Origin of the sequence: Aurantiacibacter marinus (assembly GCF_001021555.1) — a bacterium.
GTDB classification, from domain to species: Bacteria; Pseudomonadota; Alphaproteobacteria; order Sphingomonadales; family Sphingomonadaceae; genus Alteraurantiacibacter; species Alteraurantiacibacter marinus.
In genome coordinates this window covers 435368-453063 of record NZ_LDCP01000002.1, presented here as the reverse complement: position 1 = coordinate 453063, position 17696 = coordinate 435368, and the positions used below count along the sequence as shown (strand labels likewise).

The following is a 17696-nucleotide window of genomic DNA, read 5'->3' as shown; positions in this document are numbered from 1 at the left end:
ATTGTGTGGCGCTAAGATCAAAATCAGATGGCCCAAATATCATCCGAAGCCCGTTGTTTGGTTTTTGCCTTCAGGACTCAAAGCCGGAGATCGATGGAGTGCCCTTTTCCACCCCCACACCGGTTGACTCGCCAACACCCCCCTTCTAAGGGGGCGGCGCCCTTAGCGGGCACTTTGTTGCGCTTGCGAAATCCTTTGCCTAAAGGCTTCAAGCATGAGCGATAAAGAGCCCGAACGGGAACCCATCGGCGAAGATGCGCGAATTGATGCGCTCGAAGAGCGGCTTAGGGCTGCACGAGAGCGTGAAGAGCAGCGCAACAAGCCGCGGGTCAGCGGAGCAGGTTCCAGCGACAAAGCTGGCAGCCGCGCTCTTGCCGATCTGCTTGGTGGGCTTATCGGCGGTGTTGTTGTCGGCTGGACCATCGGATGGTTCTTCGATCTCAATCCCGGGGCACTGTTGGTCGGCCTGTTCCTTGGAATAGTGGTGGCCTTCAGGAATATCATTCGGAATTCAAGCAGCAGCTCCGACAAGGGCTCTGACAGCTAGTAGCGACAGGGAAGCAAAGCACGTGGCAGGCGAAGCCGAAATGGCCCAGGCGTCGGGCAAAGTTGACCCGATGTACCAGTTCACCGTTGAGCCTTTGCTCGGCGAGACCTGGAACATTGCGGGCTACAATATTGCTTTCACCAATTCCGCTTTGTGGATGACGATCACCGCTGTGGCGTTGTTCATCTTCATGCTGGGCGGGATGAAGCGCGAGCTGGTGCCCGGCCGCTGGCAGATGACGGTGGAAACCTTCACCGGCTTTATCGACGATATGCTGGAAGCTAACGTTGGCAAGGAAGGGCGCAAATATGTGCCTTATATCTTCAGCCTGTTCATGTTCATCCTGTTCGCCAACCTCCTCGGCCTGCTGCCGGTCGGCCTGATCGGCGTGCATCCGTTCACATTCACCAGCCACTTCACCGTTACCGGCGTGCTGGCAATCATGAGCTTCTCCATCGTTCTGATCGTGGGCTTCTGGAAGCACGGGCTGCACTTCTTCAGCCTGTTCGTGCCGCACGGCACGCCGCTGCCCATGATCCCGATCCTGTTCCCGATCGAACTGATTTCCTTCATGGTGCGCCCGTTCAGCCTCGCGCTGCGGTTGTTCGTCGCCATGATGGCGGGCCACGTTTTGCTGAAGGTGCTTTCGGGCTTCGTCATCAACGGCTGGAACGCTGGGGCGGGTTACGGTCTGCTGGTCGGCGTACCAAGCTTCATCCTGATGGTCGGCATTTCCGCACTGGAAATCCTGGTCGCGGGCATTCAGGCCTATGTTTTCGCGCTTCTTGCTTCGCTGTACATCAACGATGCCGAGAACCTGCACTAAGTCGTTTTACTTCCTCAATTTTCTTCCAATTTTTTAAGTTCACTTGAAAGGATTATCTCATGGATCTCGAAGCTGCCAAGATGGTTGGTGCCGGTCTCGCTGCAATCGGTGCTGGCATGGCCGCACTGGGCGTGGGTAACGTGTTCGGTTCGTTCCTCGAAAGCGCATTGCGCAACCCCGGCGCTGCAGACAGCCAGCAGGGCCGTCTGTTCATCGGCTTCGCCGCTGCCGAGCTTCTCGGCCTGCTGGCGTTCGTTGTGGCGATGATCATCCTCTTCGTTTAATCGACATTGATCGGCCAGGCGGTTCGCGTCTGGCCGGTCCATGACCTGACTTGTTGCCAATAGGCGGAATCCGTCCATGCCTCAGATAGCTCAAATTGCCGAGATTTGGTCCAGCCAGCTGTTCTGGCTGCTGATCACGTTCGGCTTCGTGTTTTTCGTCATCGGTAAGGGCATGCTGCCCCGGGTGATGGATACTGTCGGCATGCGTGATGCGCAGATCGCCAGCGACCTTGCTGCTGCCCAGTCTGCCCGCGATGCGGCGGATCAGGCAGAGGAAGCCTGGCGGATGCGTGAAAACGCCAACCGTGAAGCAGCGCAGGATCTTGTGGGCAAGGCCAAGGCCAAGGCGCAAAAGTCCACTGAAACCAAGCTGGCAAAGGTTCAGGCCGTGATTGATACGCAGTTGGAAGAGGCAGAAGCGCGCATCAATGCAAGCCGCGCCGAGGCCGCTGCGGAAATCGAAACAGTAGCAGCCGAAGCCGCTCAGGATATTGCTGCTCGCCTAGCCAATGTCAGCGTCACCAAGACCGCTGCCAAGTCCGCCGTCAAGGAGGCTATGCGCCGTGGCTAATCCTCAAAGCATGTCCGGCAACGGACTACCCGAAGTTATTGCGACCGATGCGGCGCAGGAAAATCTCGCCGTTACGATCGAGGATGGTCAGGCAGGCGAGCATCTTGAACCGACTTTGATGGGCATGGAGCCATATCAGTGGGTGTCCATCGCGATGCTGGTCCTGTTGATCATCGCGTTTGCTGGTGCCAAGGTCCACAAGACCATTGCTGGCGGACTCGACAACAAGATCAAGGCCATTCGCGACAATCTGGACGAAGCGAAGGCGTTGCGCGCCGAAGCTGAGACCCTTCGTGCAGAGTACGCTGCCAAGATCGCCGGTGCCGAAAAAGACGCCGAAGCAATGCTGGAAAATGCCCAGCGCGAAGCTGACGGCATTGTCGCAAAGGCAAAGGACGATACCACCGCAATGATCGCCCGGCGTGAACGCATGGCGCAGGACAAAATCTCTGCGGCAGAACGTCAGGCCGTTGACGAGCTTCGCGCCCGCGCTGCCGACGCCTCCACCGCTGCGGCTGCAAAGCTGATCGCTGTCAATCACGATGCCGCCGCTGACCGCGCGCTAGCAGACGAGGTGATCGGTCAGATCTGATCGCGGAACGACTTAAAAACCAACATCCAAAAAGCGCACCGCATTCAGATAGATGCGGTGCGCTTTTTTGTTGGCATTCCCACCGCGAATGCTAATGCGATTAAATCGCAATAAGGATTACAAATGAACCGCGCTCTGCTTACAAAGCTCCATTTGGTTGCTGCTGCCTTCATGTTCCCAGCCGTGTTGATGTTCCTCATCACCGGGGGTCTTTATACGTGGGGCAACAAAGGCGAATGGCGTGAAAGCACGCAACTGGTTTCGCTCCAGCAGCCTTATGAAGCACAGGACGAGGCCGGTCTTCGCGCTGCTGCTCTGGCGGGTCTTGCTGCGGCGGACCTGCCTGAACCGAGTGGATCGCTCAGCGTAGACGGAGAAGGTGCGGATCAGGCCCTAAGCTGGACCGGAGCGCGCAGCGAAGCCACCGTCAGCGCCGCTGATGATCCGATGGTTGCCGAAGTTGCCGTGAAAGAAGCCACACTGCACCGCTGGCTGGTGCAATTGCATAAGGCCAAGGGAAGCGTCTGGTTCAAGATTTACGCGACCATGCTTGCCGCTGTCCTGTTCCTGCTGGTCGCTAGCGGTGTGGTTATGGGCCTTCAGGTGAAGGCATTGCGCCGCATCACTGTTGCCAGCAGCGCAGTTGGCGCAGTGGCATTCGTAGGCTTCGTGCTGGCGGGTTAGGCCCTGAACGAATCCTTTGCGGCACGCAGCGCGGCGAAGGTTTCATGCGGCTGACTTCCGCCCCAGCGCGCGATCATCGCGGGATCGTCCGCGCGCAGGAAGGGATTGCTCTCCAGCTCGCGCGCCAGCGTTGTGGGCACGGTCGCTTCTCCGTGCGCGCGCTTCTCATCCACCCAGGCGGCATAGGCTTGCAAGGCGGAATTGTCCGGGTCGGCATGGACCGCAAAACCTGCATTCGCGCTGGTGTATTCATGCGCGCAATACAGCAGCGTTTCGGCTGGTAGCTCTCTGATCCGTTCCAGGCTGGCCCAGAACTGTTCGGCTGTGCCTTCAAACATGCGGCCACAACCTAGCGCGAAGACAGCATCACCAACGAACGCGAGTGACTGGTCTGCAAGATGATAGGCGATGTGGCCGGTCGTGTGCCCGCCGACATCAATCACATCAGCCTTGTGCGCGCCGAGCAATACCACGTCACCGTGGCCGACGATTCGATCGATAGGTGAAATTCGTTCCACTTCCTGTGGTGCAATGATCTTGCAGCCCGTGGCCGCCTTGATCACTTCATTCCCGCCCGCATGATCGGGGTGCCAGTGGGTGTTCCAGATCGCCGTAATCTGCCAGCGCTTGGCCTGCGCCTGTTTCAGATATTCCTCGCCATCGGGCGTGTCGATACAGGCGGTCTCACCGCTTTCACTGTCATGCAGCAGAAAACCGTAATTGTCCTGCAGACACGGAAATTGGTGAACGGAAATGGTCATGGGCGATAGACTACACGTTCAGCCAATCCAGAAAAGCCCTGCAGTTACAAGAAAGGCCCGCCTGCCGGAGTGGCAAGCGGGCCTTTGTTCTTAGATTAGGACTAAAGGAGGATTACTCCTTGTCGGCGTCCTTATCAGCCTTGGCAGCCTTTTCGTCCTTCTTCAGCGCTGCGCCGAGGATGTCCCCGAGCGATGCGCCGCTGTCGGCCGAGCCGAACTGTGCCACAGCTTCCTTCTCTTCAGCGATCTGATGCGCCTTGATGGAGAAGTTAGGCTTCTTCGAACGGTCGAAACCGGTAACCATGGCATCGATCTTCTGACCGGCCTGGAAGCGATCGGGACGCTGTTCGTCACGGTCACGGCCAAGGTCGGAACGCTTGATGAAGCCGGTTGCGCCATCTTCGCCAACCTGCACTTCGAGGCCGCCATCGCGAACTTCGAGGACGGTAACGGTAACGACTTCGCCGCGCTTCAGGCTGCCCTCTACGCCGCCTTCTGCAGGAGCACCCTTTTCAAGCTGCTTCATGCCCAGGCTGATGCGTTCCTTGTCGACGTCGATATCGAGAACCACGGCCTGCACTTCTTCACCCTTACGGTGCAGTGCCAGCGCGTCTTCACCCGAAATGCCCCATGCGATGTCGGACATGTGAACCATGCCGTCCACATCGCCTGGCAGGCCGATGAACAGACCGAATTCGGTCGCGTTCTTGACTTCGCCGGTGACGGTCGAGCCGATTGGGTGACCTTCGACGAATTCTTCCCATGGATTGCGCTGGGCCTGCTTGAGGCCAAGGCTGATGCGACGCTTTTCGGCATCCACTTCCAGAACCATGACTTCCACTTCCTGGCTCGTCGAAACGATCTTGCCCGGGTGGACGTTCTTCTTGGTCCAGCTCATTTCGGAAACGTGGACGAGGCCTTCGATGCCAGCTTCCAATTCTACGAATGCACCATATTCGGTGATGTTCGTGACCTGGCCGCTGACCTTGATGCCAACCGGATACTTGGCGCCGACGCCTTCCCACGGATCGCTTTCCAGCTGCTTCATGCCGAGCGAAATACGCTGTGTTTCGGCATTGATGCGGATGATCTGTACGGTCACGGTCTGGCCGATTTCGATCACTTCGCTGGGGTGATTGACGCGCTTGTAGCTCATGTCGGTGACATGCAGCAGGCCGTCGATACCGCCGAGATCCACGAACGCACCGTAATCGGTGATGTTCTTGACCACGCCTTCGGTGATCTGGTTTTCGGCCAGCTTGTCGATCAATTCGCTGCGCTGTTCTGCGCGGGTTTCTTCCAGCACGGCGCGGCGCGATACAACGATGTTGCCGCGGCGACGGTCCATTTTCAAGATCTGGAAAGGCTGCGGCATGTCCATCAGCGGGGTGACATCGCGCACAGGGCGGATATCAACCTGCGATCCGGGCAGGAAGGCCACGGCGCCGTCAAGATCGACAGTGAAGCCGCCTTTGACGCGGCCGAAGATGCGGCCTTCAACGCGGGCGCTTTCGCCAAATTCGCTTTCCAGCTTGTCCCAAGCGGCTTCGCGGCGGGCGCGGTCACGGCTGAGCATGGCTTCGCCGTCGGCGTTTTCGACACGGTCGACAAACACTTCAACTTCGCTGCCGACGGCCAGATCCTGGTCGCCTTCGCCACGTTCGAATTCTTTGAGATTGACGCGGCCTTCGGATTTGAGGCCGACATCGATGATTGCCATGCCATTTTCTATGGCAGTGACGGTGCCCTTTACAACCCGGCCTTCGAAGCCGCCATCGGCCCCACCAAGTTGTTCATCAAGCATTGCCGCGAAATCGTCGCGGGTCGGATTGGCGCTAGTTGCCATGTGGTTAATAGTCCTACTTCACGTTTTGACCGGCCACCCAGTGTATCTGGGGGTCTTGTCTCCACCTTTCGCGGGATTGCGGAAGATGGGCCAAAAGGCCGAACTGCCAAAGCGGCCTCATGCCGCAAAGGCGCCCTTGGAACAGGCCATCACGCGAAGAACAAAAACAGCAGGTTAGGGCGGCGTTGCGCCCGGGGAGGAAACCCGGCCATGCTGGTTTGTCATTTGCGAACATGTATTCTGTCCGTCGAACGGGCGTGCGGCTAGGCGAAATGCCTGCGAAAGGCAAGCGAATTGGGGCAAGGCGAGCACGGCGTAAGGGCAGTCAACGCGGGAGTGCCCCCTTGAACCGCCCGCTTGTTTGTCCGACAATGGGATTAAGGAGAAGTTTGATGACCCTTGCCCAGCACCTTGCCAAATACGGCGAATACCACCGCGATCACCGCAATGTGTTGACCCATGCGGTTGGTGTTCCGATGATTGTGTTGGCGATGATGGTGTTGCTGTCGAGGCCCATTTTCGACATCCCGCTGCTTGGCGTAGCGTTAACCCCCGCCATGGTCGCCAGCGCCTTCGCGGCGTTCTGGTACATCCAGCTCGATTTCAAGTTCGGCCTGCTGATGACCATGCTGCTCGCCGTGTTCATTTCACTGGGCAAGTTAATCGCCGGCATTTCGGTCATGGCATGGCTTGGCGGCGGTATCGGCCTGTTCGTGGTGGGCTGGGCATTCCAGTTCCTCGGCCACCATTATGAAGGCCGCAAGCCTGCATTCGTGGACGATTTGCGCGGGCTTTTGGTGGGTCCGATTTTCGTAGTAGCCGAGGCTTTGTTCGCGCTGGGCATGTTCAGGGATCTCAAACGCGAAGTCGAGGGGCTGGCTGCCAGCTGACCGTTAAGGGCAGGGCTGCTGCCCTGTTGCACTGTTAACCGCGTCAACTGCGGCGGCAATAGCAGCATCCTTGCCAAGCGAAGTCGTATCAATCAGCAGTGCATCGGGCGCGACCATCAGCGGAGCATCGTTGCGGTTGGTGTCACGTTCATCGCGGGCAGCGAGATCGGCCATCATTTCATCAAGAGAAACTTCGCGGCCCGCATCCCGCATTTCGGCACAGCGCCGCTGCGCGCGGACTTCCACGCTGGCCGTCACATAAAGCTTCACTTGAGCTTCAGGTGCGATCACCGTGCCTATATCGCGCCCATCCAGAACTGCACCGCCTGCCTGTGTGGCGAAGCTGCGCTGGCGGGCAAACAAGGCCTGACGCACTGCCGGGTGTATCGAAACACGGCTGGCAAGGCTGCCAGTCACTTCATTGCGCAAGTCGGGATCGTCCAGTAGGCTGTCGGGAAATTCGGTGGCCGCGAGGGCATCCGCGGGCGAATCCGGATCGCCCCCGGCCTGTACGACCTGCTTCCCCACGGCGCGGTACAGCAGCCCGGTGTCGAGATGCGGCAGTCCGAAGTGCGCCGCAAGCGCCTTCGCAATGGTGCCTTTCCCGCTGGCGGTGGGTCCATCGACGGCGATAATCATGCTTCGCTTTCCTCCGGCTCTGTTCGCCTTTTCTTGAGCAGCGCCTTGCTGAGGCCCCACACAGCAATCGCTGCCCAGAATCCTTCCAGCACAAGGCTGGGCCAATTGGTGTGGACGAGAAGCGATACAGTCAGCAATCCAGCGCCTGCCAGATTGGTGCCGTGCAGAACCCAGGGGTTCGGCTTCTCCACCGCAGTCAGGTAGAAATACGCGCCGATGATGCAGGCCGTACCGAAAAATCCGATGATCGAATACAGGTCGAGCGGAGTATTCACGCGCTATTCGTAAGTCGCAAAGACGCTGAGGCCCGCATCACCAAACGCAATGACCTGATAGGGCTGCGTGCGATCCCCCATTTCCATCCCCGGTGATCCAACCGGCATTCCCGGCACGGCAAGCCCGCGCACGCCTTCCGGGCGTTCCGCAAGCAGCCGCTCGATATCGGCGGCGGGCACGTGGCCTTCGATCACATAGCCATCGACGATCATCGTGTGGCAGCTCCACAGATCCGGCGGTACGCCGTTCGATGTCTTGACCAGGGCCATATCGCTGGTGACGGTTTCGACGATTTCGGTAGCCGCCTCTGTGCGAACGTGGTCTGCCCACAGCTCGCAGCAGCCGCAATTGGGATCGCGGAACATCTGATATGTTGCCGCTTGCACGGCACTTGAACAGGCAGCCAGCATCAGCAGGGCAGGTGCAAGAGAGCTGCGGATAGAGCGAAGGGTCATCGAATTGTCTCCGGGCATTTGGCTCGCAAGTCTTTTGTCACTGTGCGCTCGCGCTGTCGAGCAGTGCCTCAAACGTTGGAAAGCTTGTTGCAATCGGCGCGGTATCATCAATTTTCACCCCGTTTTCGCTGGCAAGCCCTGCGACGGCCATGCTCATTGCGATACGGTGGTCCAGGTGCGTGGCAATGGCAGTGCCGTCCGCGGTGCCCGGCAGGGGGTCACCGCCGGTGCCCTGTATCACCAAGCCGTCGCCATATTCTTCGACCTTGGCGCCTGCGAGGATCAGTGCACTGGCCATTGCGGCCAACCGATCACTTTCCTTCACCCGCAATTCTTCCAGTCCGCGCGTTACCGTAGTCCCTTGCGCAAGACTGGCGGCGACGAACAGGATGGGAAATTCATCGACCATCGCCGGAACGACGGCTGGATCTACTTCGATGCCTGTCAGTGCCGAATGCTGCACGCGCAGATCTGCCACCGGCTCTCCGCCGACTTCGCGCCGGTCCAGTTCCTCAATGCTCCCGCCCATATCGCGCAGCACATCGAACAGCGCGGCGCGAGTGGGGTTGAGCCCGACGTTCTGGATAATGAGGTCGCTGCCGGGCACCAGCAGCGCGGCCACGGTGAAGAAGGCGGCGCTGGAGGGATCGCCCGGCACGGTAATGGTTTGGGGTTGCAAGTCCGCCTCACCGTGAATGCGGATCACGCGTTCAAGTCCGTTGGCTCCTTTTTCCTCGCCCACTTCCAGCTTTGCGCCGAACCCGCGCAGCATTCGTTCGGAATGGTCGCGCGTTGGTACAGGCTCGATTACGGTCGATATGCCTGCTGTGTTCAATCCGGCGAGCAGCACAGCGCTTTTTACCTGCGCGCTGGCGACAGGCAGGCGGTAGGTGATCGGCACCGCAGGAGAAATGCCGCGCAGCATCAAGGGAAGCGTGCCGCCCTGCGATGCCTCGAAGCTCGCACCCATTTCGCTCAGCGGAGTGATCACACGGCCCATCGGGCGCCCTGACAGGCTGGCATCGCCGGTAAACATTGCACTGATGGGGTGGCTTGCCACAAGTCCCATAAGCAATCGTGTGCTGGTGCCGCTATTGCCCATGGCGAGAGCCTGGTTCGGCTGGAGCAAAGAGCCGACACCGACGCCGTGAATGCTCCACGTGCCGTCATTCTCGCGTGCAATAGTCGCGCCCATCGCCCGCATCGCGGCGGCCGTGGCCAGCACGTCCTCGCCTTCCAGCAGACCTGTGACGCGCGTTTCCCCGACAGCCAGCGCGCCGAGCATCAGCGAGCGATGGCTGATTGATTTGTCACCAGGGACAGCGATTTGGCCAGTCAGCGGTCCTGCGGAGGCAAAGCGTTTGGGCGAGGGCGGGTTGGAATGGTTCACGCGGCTACCTAGTTATGGCAATCTGGGCTATGACGTTCAGTGCTATGAATAACAGGCGCGGCTTTGACAGCGCGATAGCCCTATGGCAAGGCGCGCCCGCTTGTGATTCCGCTCCTTGGCGGAACGCATACGAATTTCCCCGGCCACGCCTTCTGCATGGCCGGGACGAGTTTAAGGACATACATGATGGTCAAGCCAGAATGGGGCACCAAGCGTACTTGCCCCAAATGCGGTATCCGCTTTTACGATCTTGGTCAGGAAGACCCGGTCACCTGCATCGAATGCGGCAACGAATGGACGCCTGAGCCTGTTCTCAAGTCCAAGCAGCCGATCCCGTTCGATGAGCAGGGCGACAAGAAGAAAGACGATAAGGACAAGGATAGCGATTCCGATCTCGGCGATGATGATCTGGACGATATTGACGTCGATGATGACAATGTTTCGCCTGATGCTGACGTCGATCTGGACACTGACGACGACCTTGGCGTCGACGCGACCAAGAACGACGGTGACGAAGTCGAGAGTTGATTTAGCACTTGCGTTGGAGGCAGCCCCTTAATAAAGGGCTGCCTCCCGATTGCTTTGCAGTCGGATAGCCATCCGGTATGATGGCGAAATCGATGGATACGGGGCCTTAGCTCAGCTGGGAGAGCGCAACACTGGCAGTGTTGAGGTCAGCGGTTCGATCCCGCTAGGCTCCACCATCGAAATACAGGATTTCTGTTCTGCACCCCTGCAGGACAACATTTTTGACCGGGCCCCTGACAATTGGTGGCTCCCGCTGGCTGACGAGGTTTCGTCCGCCGGCGTTTTTGGCATTTGGGAGTATCCCAGAATAAGGTGGGCACCACTTTTTCGGTTCGGGATGCGACCTGACAAATGGCGTAGGCGCACCCATATCGGGTAGCGGGATGTCAGATTGAGGAGTGAGACGCGCATGTTTGATACGCTGTCTGATCGTTTGAACAATGTCTTCAGCCGCCTGCGCGGCCGCGGGGCGCTGGGCGAACAGGATGTGCGCGATGCCATGCGCGAAGTGCGTGTCGCGTTGCTCGAAGCCGATGTGGCGCTGCAGGTCGCCCGCGACTTTATCGAACGCGTGACGGAGCGCGCCATTGGGCAGGAAGTGCTCAAATCGGTGACGCCGGGCCAGCAGGTCATCAAGATCGTCAATGACGAACTGATTACCATGCTTGGCGGCGAGCACGAGGGGGCCGGTGACGCAACGCCGCTTAATCTCGATGTAAAGCCGCCCGCCGTCATCATGATGGTCGGCCTGCAGGGTTCGGGTAAGACCACCAGCACGGCCAAGATCGCAAAGCTCCTGAAAGACAAGCAGGGCAAGAAACCGTTGATGGCTTCGCTCGATGTGAACCGTCCGGCAGCGCAGGAACAGCTCGCCATTCTGGGTGAGCAGGCCGGTGTTGCAACGCTGCCCATCGTTCAGGGCCAGCAGCCTGTTGATATTGCCCGCCGCGCGCTGGAAGCTGCGAAGCTCCAGAATGTCGATGTGCTGTTGCTCGATACCGCTGGCCGCCTGCATGTAGATGAAGCCTTGATGGCCGAGATGAAGGCCGTTGCGGGCGTTTCAGACCCCGCTGAGGTCCTTCTGGTCGTGGACAGCCTGACAGGTCAGGATGCGGTCAATGTCGCACAGAATTTCAGCAACGAAGTCCCGCTGACCGGTGTTGTGCTTACCCGTATGGACGGTGATGCACGCGGCGGTGCGGCGCTTTCGATGCGTGCGGTTACGGGCAAGCCTATCAAGTTTGCCGGTACCGGCGAAAAGCTTGACGCGATAGAGCTGTTCCATCCGGCACGCGTTGCCGACCGCATCCTGGGCATGGGTGATGTCGTATCGCTGGTCGAAAAGGCCGCCGAAACGATCAACGCGGAGGACGCGGAAGAGCTCGCCCAGAAGATGATGGCGGGCAAGTTCGACATGAACGACCTGCGCAAACAGCTTCAGCAGATGCAGAATATGGGCGGACTGGGCATGTTGGCTGGCATGATGCCGGGCATGAAGAAGGCGAAGGCTGCGATGGCCAATGCCGATATGGACGACAAGGTGCTGACGCATATGGACGCCATCATCGGCTCCATGACGAAGAAAGAGCGTACGCATCCGCAATTGCTCAATGCCAAGCGGAAAAAGCGCGTTGCAGCGGGCAGCGGCACATCGGTGCAGGAGGTCAACAAGATCCTCAAGATGCATCAGGAAATGGGCCGCGCGATGAAGCAGATCAAGAAGATGGGCGGCATTAAAGGCCTTGCTGCCATGTTCGGCGGCGGTGGCGGGATGCCCGGAATGCCGGGCGGCGGTGGCGGCGGAATGCCAGGGCTGCCCGGAGGCGGCATGGGCGGCGGAATGGGCGGCATGCCGCAGGACATTCAGAATTTGTTGAACAAGAAATAATCCGATTTAATTCAATTATATATACTCGAAAGGTAATCTAAAATGGCAATTGCAATTCGCCTCTCCCGTGGCGGCGCAAAGAAGCGCCCATACTATCGCATCGTGGCTGCTGACAGCCGCCGTGCACGTGACGGCAAGTATCTGGAACAGCTGGGCACATATAACCCGCTGCTCGCCAAGGACGATGAAAAGCGCGTTACGCTGATCGAAGACCGCATCCGTTACTGGCTGGGCGTTGGCGCACAGCCAAGCGACCGTGTACTGCGTTTCCTCGACGCTGCCGGCATCATGGAACGTCCTGCACGCAATAACCCCAACAAGGCAAAGCCGGGCGAAGCCGCCACGGAACGTGCTGAAGAAAAGGCGACGAAGGCCGCTGAAGCCGAGGAAGCCAAGAAGGCTGCTGAAGAAGAAGCGAAGGCCGCTGCTGCCGCTCCTGCTCCCATGGAAGAAGCTCCGGCTGAAGAAGCTGCAACTGAGGAAGCCGCTCCTGCTGAGGAAGCTGCCGCTGCAGAAGCCCCAGCCGAAGAAGCCAAGGAAGAAGCTCCCGCCGAGGAAGCTCCTGCCGAAGATAAGACCGAGGGCTGATCCCCTTGGAACAGGACAAGCCCGTCACGCTGGCCGCCATCGCTGGTGCGCATGGCGTGGCGGGCGAAGTCCGTCTGAAGCTGTTCGGAGAGGGTCTGGCGACCTTCAAACCGCACAAAAGCTTCAATAACGGCGCTTTCAATTTGAAAAAGGTGCGGGACGACAACAAGGGCGGTGCAGTTGCCCGCTTTGAAGAAATCCCTGATCGCACCGCGGCTGAAAAACTGCGCGGCACTGTGCTCACCGTCCCCCGCTCCGCGCTCCCGCCACTGGCTGAGGGTGAGTATTACCACGCCGATCTGCTGGGCCTTGCCGCTGTGTCGAGCACAGGCGAAGTGCTGGGCGAAGTGATCGCGGTGGATGATTTCGGCGCCGGCGACGTAATCGAAATCAAGCGACCCGCCGTGGAAGGGCAGAAGGCCAAGACCTTCATGGTCCCCATGCGCGCTGATGCCGTGCCGAAGTGGGATGCCACGCACATCGTCGTGAATGCGGATTTTGTCGATGAGTAGCATGCTCGTTGGGCTGATCGCGGTTGCGGTGTTCATTGTGATATTGAACGGTTTTGCAGCAGGGGTCGTCGCGGCGGTGTATTTCTGGCGAAACTCCCAAGGTGTGATGAAACGCGCGTTCACCGGGGCGCTGAGCACGGGATTGGCTTGCCTGGCGATGTTGTCCGGCAGTGTGACCAATCTTGGAGACCTTGGGGAAGGCGTCGCCATAGGGGCATTTGTTCTGGCAATATGCTTCGCCTTCGGCACGCTTGTTTCCTTGCCCGGCGCCTATATTCTTTCCCGCAAGATCGGTGATGACGGCCGCGTGAATCCGGAAGTCTTCTCCTGACCGGGAGAATCGCCGCGATTGCGCCAGGACCAGCGCTTGCCTAACCTTTCCCGATGATCGACCAGAATTCCGCAGCAGAAAAAAAAAAAGAGCTCTTCTGGAAATGCGCGAGCGGCTTTCCAGCTACGCCATCGGCCCGGCCACCGCGACATTCTCCTTCGAGCACCGCCTTGCCCGCGAGAACCGCTGGCCACCCGATTTTGCCGCGCGGGTCATCAGCGAATACAAGCGCTTCTGTTTTCTGGCCGTAATGGCCGGGCGGCAGGTCACACCCTCCGACGCTGTAGATCAGGCATGGCACCTGCACCTCACTTACAGCCGCGATTACTGGCAGCGATTTTGCCCGGATATTCTCGGCTGCGATTTGCACCACGGCCCGACTGCTGGCGGAAAAGCCGAGCGCAGCCGCTATTATGATCAATATGCTGAAACACTGAAGGCGTATGAGGACACATTCGGAGAGTCTCCGCCGCTAGACATTTGGCCACCGGCTGCAAGACGTTTCAATGTCGATCCGCTGGCATTTCGCGTTAACCCGGCAGATGCTATCGTGATGGATAGGCGCTGGCTGTGGCCATCGATATCAGCAGCGATGGCGATGCTGGCACTGGCTGCAGTATTGGGGGCATATTTCGCATGATCGAAACCAGTTTCTCAGGGTATTCCGGTGGGCAATTCCTGCTGTTCTACGTCCTGCTGTTTGCAGCATCCGCAGGGGCCAGCATTTTTATTACGATCCGTGTTCGGCCTGATGGTCGCACCTCCACCACGCACGATGCAGCAGAACTCGCCTATCTTGCGGGCGGAGAACGGCGGCTGACCGAAGCAACGCTGGCCAGCCTGATCGCTGCGGATGCAGTAAAGGTAACCGCAGACCGCAAGTTGTGGTCTGTGCAGGCAGGTGCTGGCGAGACTGCTCCGGAAAAGGCCGTGTCACGCATCACCGGCGATTTCGGTCTGAAGGCGGCGCATAAGGCCATCATACCCCATGCCCGGAAGATCAATGCTGATCTGGTGCGCAAGGGTCTGTTGATGGACGACAGCGAGCGGTTCCGCCTGCGGATGATGGCGGCAATCCCGTTTCTGCTGATCCTGGCAGTTGGCATGTGGCGTCTGCTGGGCGGCGTATTGCAAGGTGCGCCCGTCGGCTTCCTCGTCGCGCTTATGGTAGTCACGGTCGTCGTCATGATCGTGCGGGTCGCCAGAATGTCACCGCTTACTGTAGCAGGCGAGAACTTGCTTGATCAGCGATATGAAGAGCAGTCGCGGCTGCGCGCTGCTCCCCGGGGCAGCGAAATGGGCATGGGCGTTGCCCTGTTCGGTACGGCCATTCTGGTCGGCACGCCTTTTTCGGAATTGCACGCAATGAAAGCGGCTGCCGGGGCGAACGGCGTTGGCGGCTATGCCGGGGATGGCGGCGATTCTGGAGATGGCGGCGGCAGCGATGGCGGCGGATCGGGCTGCGGTGGCGGAGGCTGCGGCGGTTGCGGGGGATGACCTCTCGGCGTAAGTGGCTGGCATGACCAAGCTAAACGTCGCAATCTGTCAGGCCGCGCCTGTCCCGCTCGCCATTTCCGATGGTATCGACAAGGCCGTGCGGCTGGCGCGTGAAGCTGTGGAGGGCGGCGCGCAAGTCGTGGCCTTTGGCGAGACGTTTCTGGGCGGATATCCCGTTTGGCTGGATGAGGCTCCTGGAGCTGCGCTGTGGGACCATCCGGGCAGCAAGGCGCTGCACCGTATCCTGATGGAGCAGGCCGTGGTGCCGGGGGATGAGCGGCTGCTGCCGTTGCAGGAACTGTGCGATGAAAGCGGAGCGGTGATTTCCATCGGCGCGCATGAGCGGGTTCGCCAAAGCCTCTACAACAACCAGATGACCTTCCGCCCCGGCCTGCCGGTGCTCGATCACCGCAAGCTGGTGCCCACACATGGGGAGCGGCTGGTGTGGATGCGCGGCGATGGCTCGACGTTGGGTGTGCATCAGGCCGAGTGGGGCAATGTCGGCTCGCTCATCTGCTGGGAGCACTGGATGCCTCTGGCGCGCGCGGCGATGCACAATCTGGGCGAAAGCGTGCACGTGGCCGCTTGGCCGACCGTGCGCGAAAGCTACGCGATTGCGAGCCGCCACTACGCGATGGAAGGCCGCTGCTTCGTGCTGGCGGCGGGGCTGGTGCAGACGAAGGATGATGTGCTGGACGGGCTGGAGCGGTGCGGTGGTTCTGCCGAGGCGCAAGACTTGCTCGAAGCGATACCGGGCGATGTGCTGAATGCAGGCGGCTCGCTAATCGCCGCGCCGGACGCTGGCGTGATTGCGCAAGCGGGCGAGGGCAAGGAAACCCTCACCGCGATACTCGACCTGTCAGCGCGCGACGAGGGCTTGGCAAGCCTCGATACCGACGGCCACTACTCGCGTCCCGATGTGTTTGAGCTTAGCGTCGATACGCGGGCGAAGGATGGGGTGAATTGGGTCCATGATTGACCCACCGCCGAAAAGCGACGGCGCGCTAGCTTACGTGCTTTGGGTGGCGCGCGAATGGCAAGGCTGCACAAATGCGACTGAACTTTCTGCTGTCATGCAGGATCTGGGTATTGGCGGAGAGGACGTTGACGATTTCGCGCTGAGATTGGCCGAGAGGTACGGCGATCAGGTTGCCGATTGGCCTTGGCAGCGATTTGCGGATCTCAATGAGGGTTTGTCACTCCTGTTCCCATTCATGCTTGTATGGCAGCTTGCTAGTTGGCCGTTTCGAGGCCGGTTCAGCTATCCCAGCAACAAGCAGCGACTTACCCTCGGCCACATTGCTTTTGTGCTCGAACGCGGCGAATGGGTTGATCCATGACCTTCACCGCCACCATCCTCACACTCTACCCGGAGATGTTCCCCGGTCCCTTGCGCGTATCGCTCGCGGGCCGCGCTTTGGAGGAGCAGAAGTGGTCGTGTGAAACGATCCAGATCCGCGATTTCGCCGCCGGCAAGCACCGCAATGTCGATGATACGCCGGCAGGCGGCGGGGCGGGCATGGTGCTTCGGGCCGATGTGCTGGGCGCGGCGGTCGATCATGCGATCCAGCGCCAGCCCAAAACGCCCATTCTCGCCATGACGCCGCGCGGGAAGCCGATCACGCAGGAGCGTATTCGGGAGATCGCCAGCGGACCCGGAGTTATCATCCTGTGCGGCCGGTTCGAAGGCTTTGACGAGCGCGTTTTCGACGCTCATCCCGAAATCGAGCAGGTCAGCCTTGCCGATATCGTGCTTTCGGGCGGAGAACCTGCTGCGCTTGCCATACTCGATGCTTGCATTCGGCTGCTTCCCCGCGTAATGGGCGCGGCTTCTAGTGGGACCGAAGAGTCGTTCGAGGACGGCCTTTTGGAATACCCGCAGTATACCCGACCTCAGGAATGGGAAGGGCGCACGATCCCTGAAGTGCTGCGATCGGGGGATCATGCGAAGATAGCCGCGTGGAGGAAAGCCCGCTCGGAAGATGATACTCGGTCACGCAGGCCAGATCTTTGGGAACGTCATGGTGGCGATCCGGGTCAGTCTGCCTCTGATGTGCAGCGTAAAAAGTAGGACTTACAGGCCATGAACCTGCTCCAGACTCTCGAGGCGGAAGCCATCGAAGCCCTCGGGAAAGATATTCCCGATTTCCGTCCCGGCGACACCGTACGTGTCGGCGTGAAGGTCGTTGAAGGTACGCGTGAGCGTATCCAGAATTTCGAAGGTGTGTGCATCGCCCGCTCTAATCGCGGCATGGGCAGCAACTTCACAGTGCGCAAAATCAGCTTCAGCGAAGGCGTGGAACGTGTGTTTCCGCTGTATTCGCCGATCGTGGACAGCATCACCGTGGTTCGCCGCGGTATCGTGCGCCGCGCCAAGCTGTATTACCTGCGCGGCCTCACTGGCAAGCGCGCCCGTATTGCAGAGCGCCGCGATAACGTTTCCAAGTAAGGCGACACTCGCAACCGAGACAATTAAAGGGCGGCTTCCCGTATCGGGAGGCCGCCCTTTCTGATTGCAGCATAAATTACGTTACAATGGCAACCGGATTTCCGGTTGCACCGGTGTACAGGCGCGCTAGGCAGCCCCAACC

At 59.6% G+C, this 17696-nt stretch carries 24 protein-coding genes and 1 tRNA gene; 19 read left to right on the top strand and 6 right to left on the bottom strand.

Translation table 11 applies throughout. The annotated features are described in order from the left end of the window. Positions 1 to 214 precede the first annotated feature (214 nt). The 6 genes from AB731_RS08575 (at position 215) to AB731_RS08550 (ending at position 3504) form a co-directional block, all read left to right on the top strand. Positions 215 to 547, top strand: coding sequence for a hypothetical protein (locus AB731_RS08575; protein WP_047093461.1), 333 nt, complete (start codon positions 215 to 217; stop codon positions 545 to 547). 40 nt (positions 548 to 587) lie between these two features. Further along, a complete protein-coding gene (locus tag AB731_RS08570) occupies positions 588 to 1373 on the top strand; it encodes a F0F1 ATP synthase subunit A (protein WP_047093898.1) in 786 nt (261 codons plus the stop codon). Between the two features lie 59 nt (positions 1374 to 1432). Next, a complete protein-coding gene (locus tag AB731_RS08565; RefSeq protein ID WP_047093462.1) occupies positions 1433 to 1657 on the top strand; it encodes a F0F1 ATP synthase subunit C in 225 nt (74 codons plus the stop codon). Positions 1658 to 1733: 76 nt separating this feature from the next. Then, the gene (locus AB731_RS08560) at positions 1734 to 2228 is read left to right on the top strand and encodes a F0F1 ATP synthase subunit B family protein (RefSeq protein ID WP_047093463.1); all 495 of its coding nucleotides are present in this window, start codon (positions 1734 to 1736) and stop codon (positions 2226 to 2228) included. Next, a complete protein-coding gene (locus AB731_RS08555) occupies positions 2221 to 2820 on the top strand; it encodes a F0F1 ATP synthase subunit B family protein (RefSeq protein WP_231638888.1) in 600 nt (199 codons plus the stop codon). Before AB731_RS08560 ends, AB731_RS08555 begins: the two co-directional genes overlap by 8 nt. A 123-nt stretch (positions 2821 to 2943) precedes the next feature. Continuing rightward, positions 2944 to 3504 (top strand): PepSY domain-containing protein, encoded by a 561-nt coding sequence (locus AB731_RS08550; protein ID WP_047093465.1) that lies wholly within the window; start codon positions 2944 to 2946, stop codon positions 3502 to 3504. Here the strand turns inward: AB731_RS08550 and gloB are convergent. Next, positions 3501 to 4265 (bottom strand): hydroxyacylglutathione hydrolase, encoded by a 765-nt coding sequence (gloB, locus tag AB731_RS08545; protein WP_047093466.1) that lies wholly within the window; start codon positions 4263 to 4265, stop codon positions 3501 to 3503. The two genes, AB731_RS08550 and gloB, sit on opposite strands and share 4 nt — an antisense overlap. 112 nt (positions 4266 to 4377) lie before the next feature. Further along, positions 4378 to 6111 (bottom strand): 30S ribosomal protein S1, encoded by a 1734-nt coding sequence (gene rpsA, locus AB731_RS08540; RefSeq protein ID WP_047093467.1) that lies wholly within the window; start codon positions 6109 to 6111, stop codon positions 4378 to 4380. A gap of 392 nt (positions 6112 to 6503) precedes the next feature. Here rpsA and AB731_RS08535 point away from each other — a divergent pair, with 392 nt between their 5' ends. Further along, positions 6504 to 7001: an Mpo1 family 2-hydroxy fatty acid dioxygenase gene (locus AB731_RS08535; protein ID WP_197076221.1), complete on the top strand. Its 498-nt coding sequence runs from the start codon at positions 6504 to 6506 to the stop codon at positions 6999 to 7001. A 3-nt stretch (positions 7002 to 7004) separates the two neighbouring features. On the opposite strand, the gene AB731_RS08530 is transcribed toward AB731_RS08535, so the two are convergent. Genes AB731_RS08530 through aroA form a run of 4 tightly spaced genes read right to left on the bottom strand, consistent with a single transcriptional unit; the run spans position 7005 to position 9761 of the window. Beyond that, positions 7005 to 7640: a (d)CMP kinase gene (locus AB731_RS08530; RefSeq protein ID WP_047093469.1), complete on the bottom strand. Its 636-nt coding sequence runs from the start codon at positions 7638 to 7640 to the stop codon at positions 7005 to 7007. Further along, positions 7637 to 7915: a CBU_0592 family membrane protein gene (locus tag AB731_RS08525; RefSeq protein WP_047093470.1), complete on the bottom strand. Its 279-nt coding sequence runs from the start codon at positions 7913 to 7915 to the stop codon at positions 7637 to 7639. The genes AB731_RS08530 and AB731_RS08525 overlap by 4 nt, the downstream gene beginning before the upstream one ends. A 3-nt stretch (positions 7916 to 7918) precedes the next feature. Beyond that, positions 7919 to 8371: a DUF411 domain-containing protein gene (locus AB731_RS08520; protein WP_047093471.1), complete on the bottom strand. Its 453-nt coding sequence runs from the start codon at positions 8369 to 8371 to the stop codon at positions 7919 to 7921. Positions 8372 to 8408: 37 nt separating this feature from the next. Then, the gene (gene aroA / locus AB731_RS08515) at positions 8409 to 9761 is read right to left on the bottom strand and encodes a 3-phosphoshikimate 1-carboxyvinyltransferase (RefSeq protein ID WP_047093472.1); all 1353 of its coding nucleotides are present in this window, start codon (positions 9759 to 9761) and stop codon (positions 8409 to 8411) included. Positions 9762 to 9947: 186 nt separating this feature from the next. On the opposite strand from aroA, the gene AB731_RS08510 reads away from it, so the two are divergent. The 12 genes from AB731_RS08510 to rplS all read left to right on the top strand — a co-directional run bounded on the left by AB731_RS08510 (position 9948) and on the right by rplS (position 17554). Beyond that, positions 9948 to 10289 carry a TIGR02300 family protein gene (locus AB731_RS08510; RefSeq protein ID WP_047093899.1) on the top strand — a complete coding sequence of 114 codons (342 nt, stop codon included), beginning with the start codon at positions 9948 to 9950 and terminating at the stop codon, positions 10287 to 10289. Positions 10290 to 10389: 100 nt separating this feature from the next. Continuing rightward, positions 10390 to 10465, top strand: a tRNA-Ala gene (locus AB731_RS08505). A 233-nt stretch (positions 10466 to 10698) separates the two neighbouring features. Beyond that, a complete protein-coding gene (ffh, locus tag AB731_RS08500) occupies positions 10699 to 12177 on the top strand; it encodes a signal recognition particle protein (RefSeq protein ID WP_047093473.1) in 1479 nt (492 codons plus the stop codon). 42 nt (positions 12178 to 12219) lie between these two features. Then, positions 12220 to 12765, top strand: a complete 546-nt coding sequence (gene rpsP, locus AB731_RS08495) for a 30S ribosomal protein S16 (RefSeq protein WP_047093474.1) — start codon at positions 12220 to 12222, stop codon at positions 12763 to 12765. 5 nt (positions 12766 to 12770) lie between these two features. Beyond that, the gene (rimM, locus tag AB731_RS08490; RefSeq protein WP_047093475.1) at positions 12771 to 13277 is read left to right on the top strand and encodes a ribosome maturation factor RimM; all 507 of its coding nucleotides are present in this window, start codon (positions 12771 to 12773) and stop codon (positions 13275 to 13277) included. Further along, positions 13270 to 13608, top strand: a complete 339-nt coding sequence (locus tag AB731_RS08485) for a hypothetical protein (RefSeq protein WP_156167415.1) — start codon at positions 13270 to 13272, stop codon at positions 13606 to 13608. Before rimM ends, AB731_RS08485 begins: the two co-directional genes overlap by 8 nt. Positions 13609 to 13711: 103 nt before the next feature. Further along, entirely contained in the window at positions 13712 to 14248 is a 537-nt protein-coding gene (locus tag AB731_RS08480) for a glycine-rich domain-containing protein (protein WP_052768977.1), read from the top strand. After that, a complete protein-coding gene (locus AB731_RS08475; protein ID WP_052768978.1) occupies positions 14245 to 15105 on the top strand; it encodes a TIGR04222 domain-containing membrane protein in 861 nt (286 codons plus the stop codon). The genes AB731_RS08480 and AB731_RS08475 overlap by 4 nt, the downstream gene beginning before the upstream one ends. A 22-nt stretch (positions 15106 to 15127) precedes the next feature. After that, entirely contained in the window at positions 15128 to 16084 is a 957-nt protein-coding gene (locus tag AB731_RS08470; protein WP_047093478.1) for a carbon-nitrogen hydrolase family protein, read from the top strand. Continuing rightward, on the top strand, positions 16077 to 16445 hold the full coding sequence (locus AB731_RS08465) for a hypothetical protein (RefSeq protein ID WP_047093479.1): 369 nt from the start codon (positions 16077 to 16079) through the stop codon (positions 16443 to 16445). The genes AB731_RS08470 and AB731_RS08465 overlap by 8 nt, the downstream gene beginning before the upstream one ends. Continuing rightward, complete coding sequence (trmD, locus tag AB731_RS08460) at positions 16442 to 17176, top strand: tRNA (guanosine(37)-N1)-methyltransferase TrmD (RefSeq protein ID WP_047093480.1); 735 nt, start codon at positions 16442 to 16444, stop codon at positions 17174 to 17176. The genes AB731_RS08465 and trmD overlap by 4 nt, the downstream gene beginning before the upstream one ends. Before the next feature lie 12 nt (positions 17177 to 17188). After that, complete coding sequence (gene rplS / locus AB731_RS08455) at positions 17189 to 17554, top strand: 50S ribosomal protein L19 (protein WP_047093481.1); 366 nt, start codon at positions 17189 to 17191, stop codon at positions 17552 to 17554. The last annotated feature ends 142 nt before the right edge of the window (positions 17555 to 17696 follow it).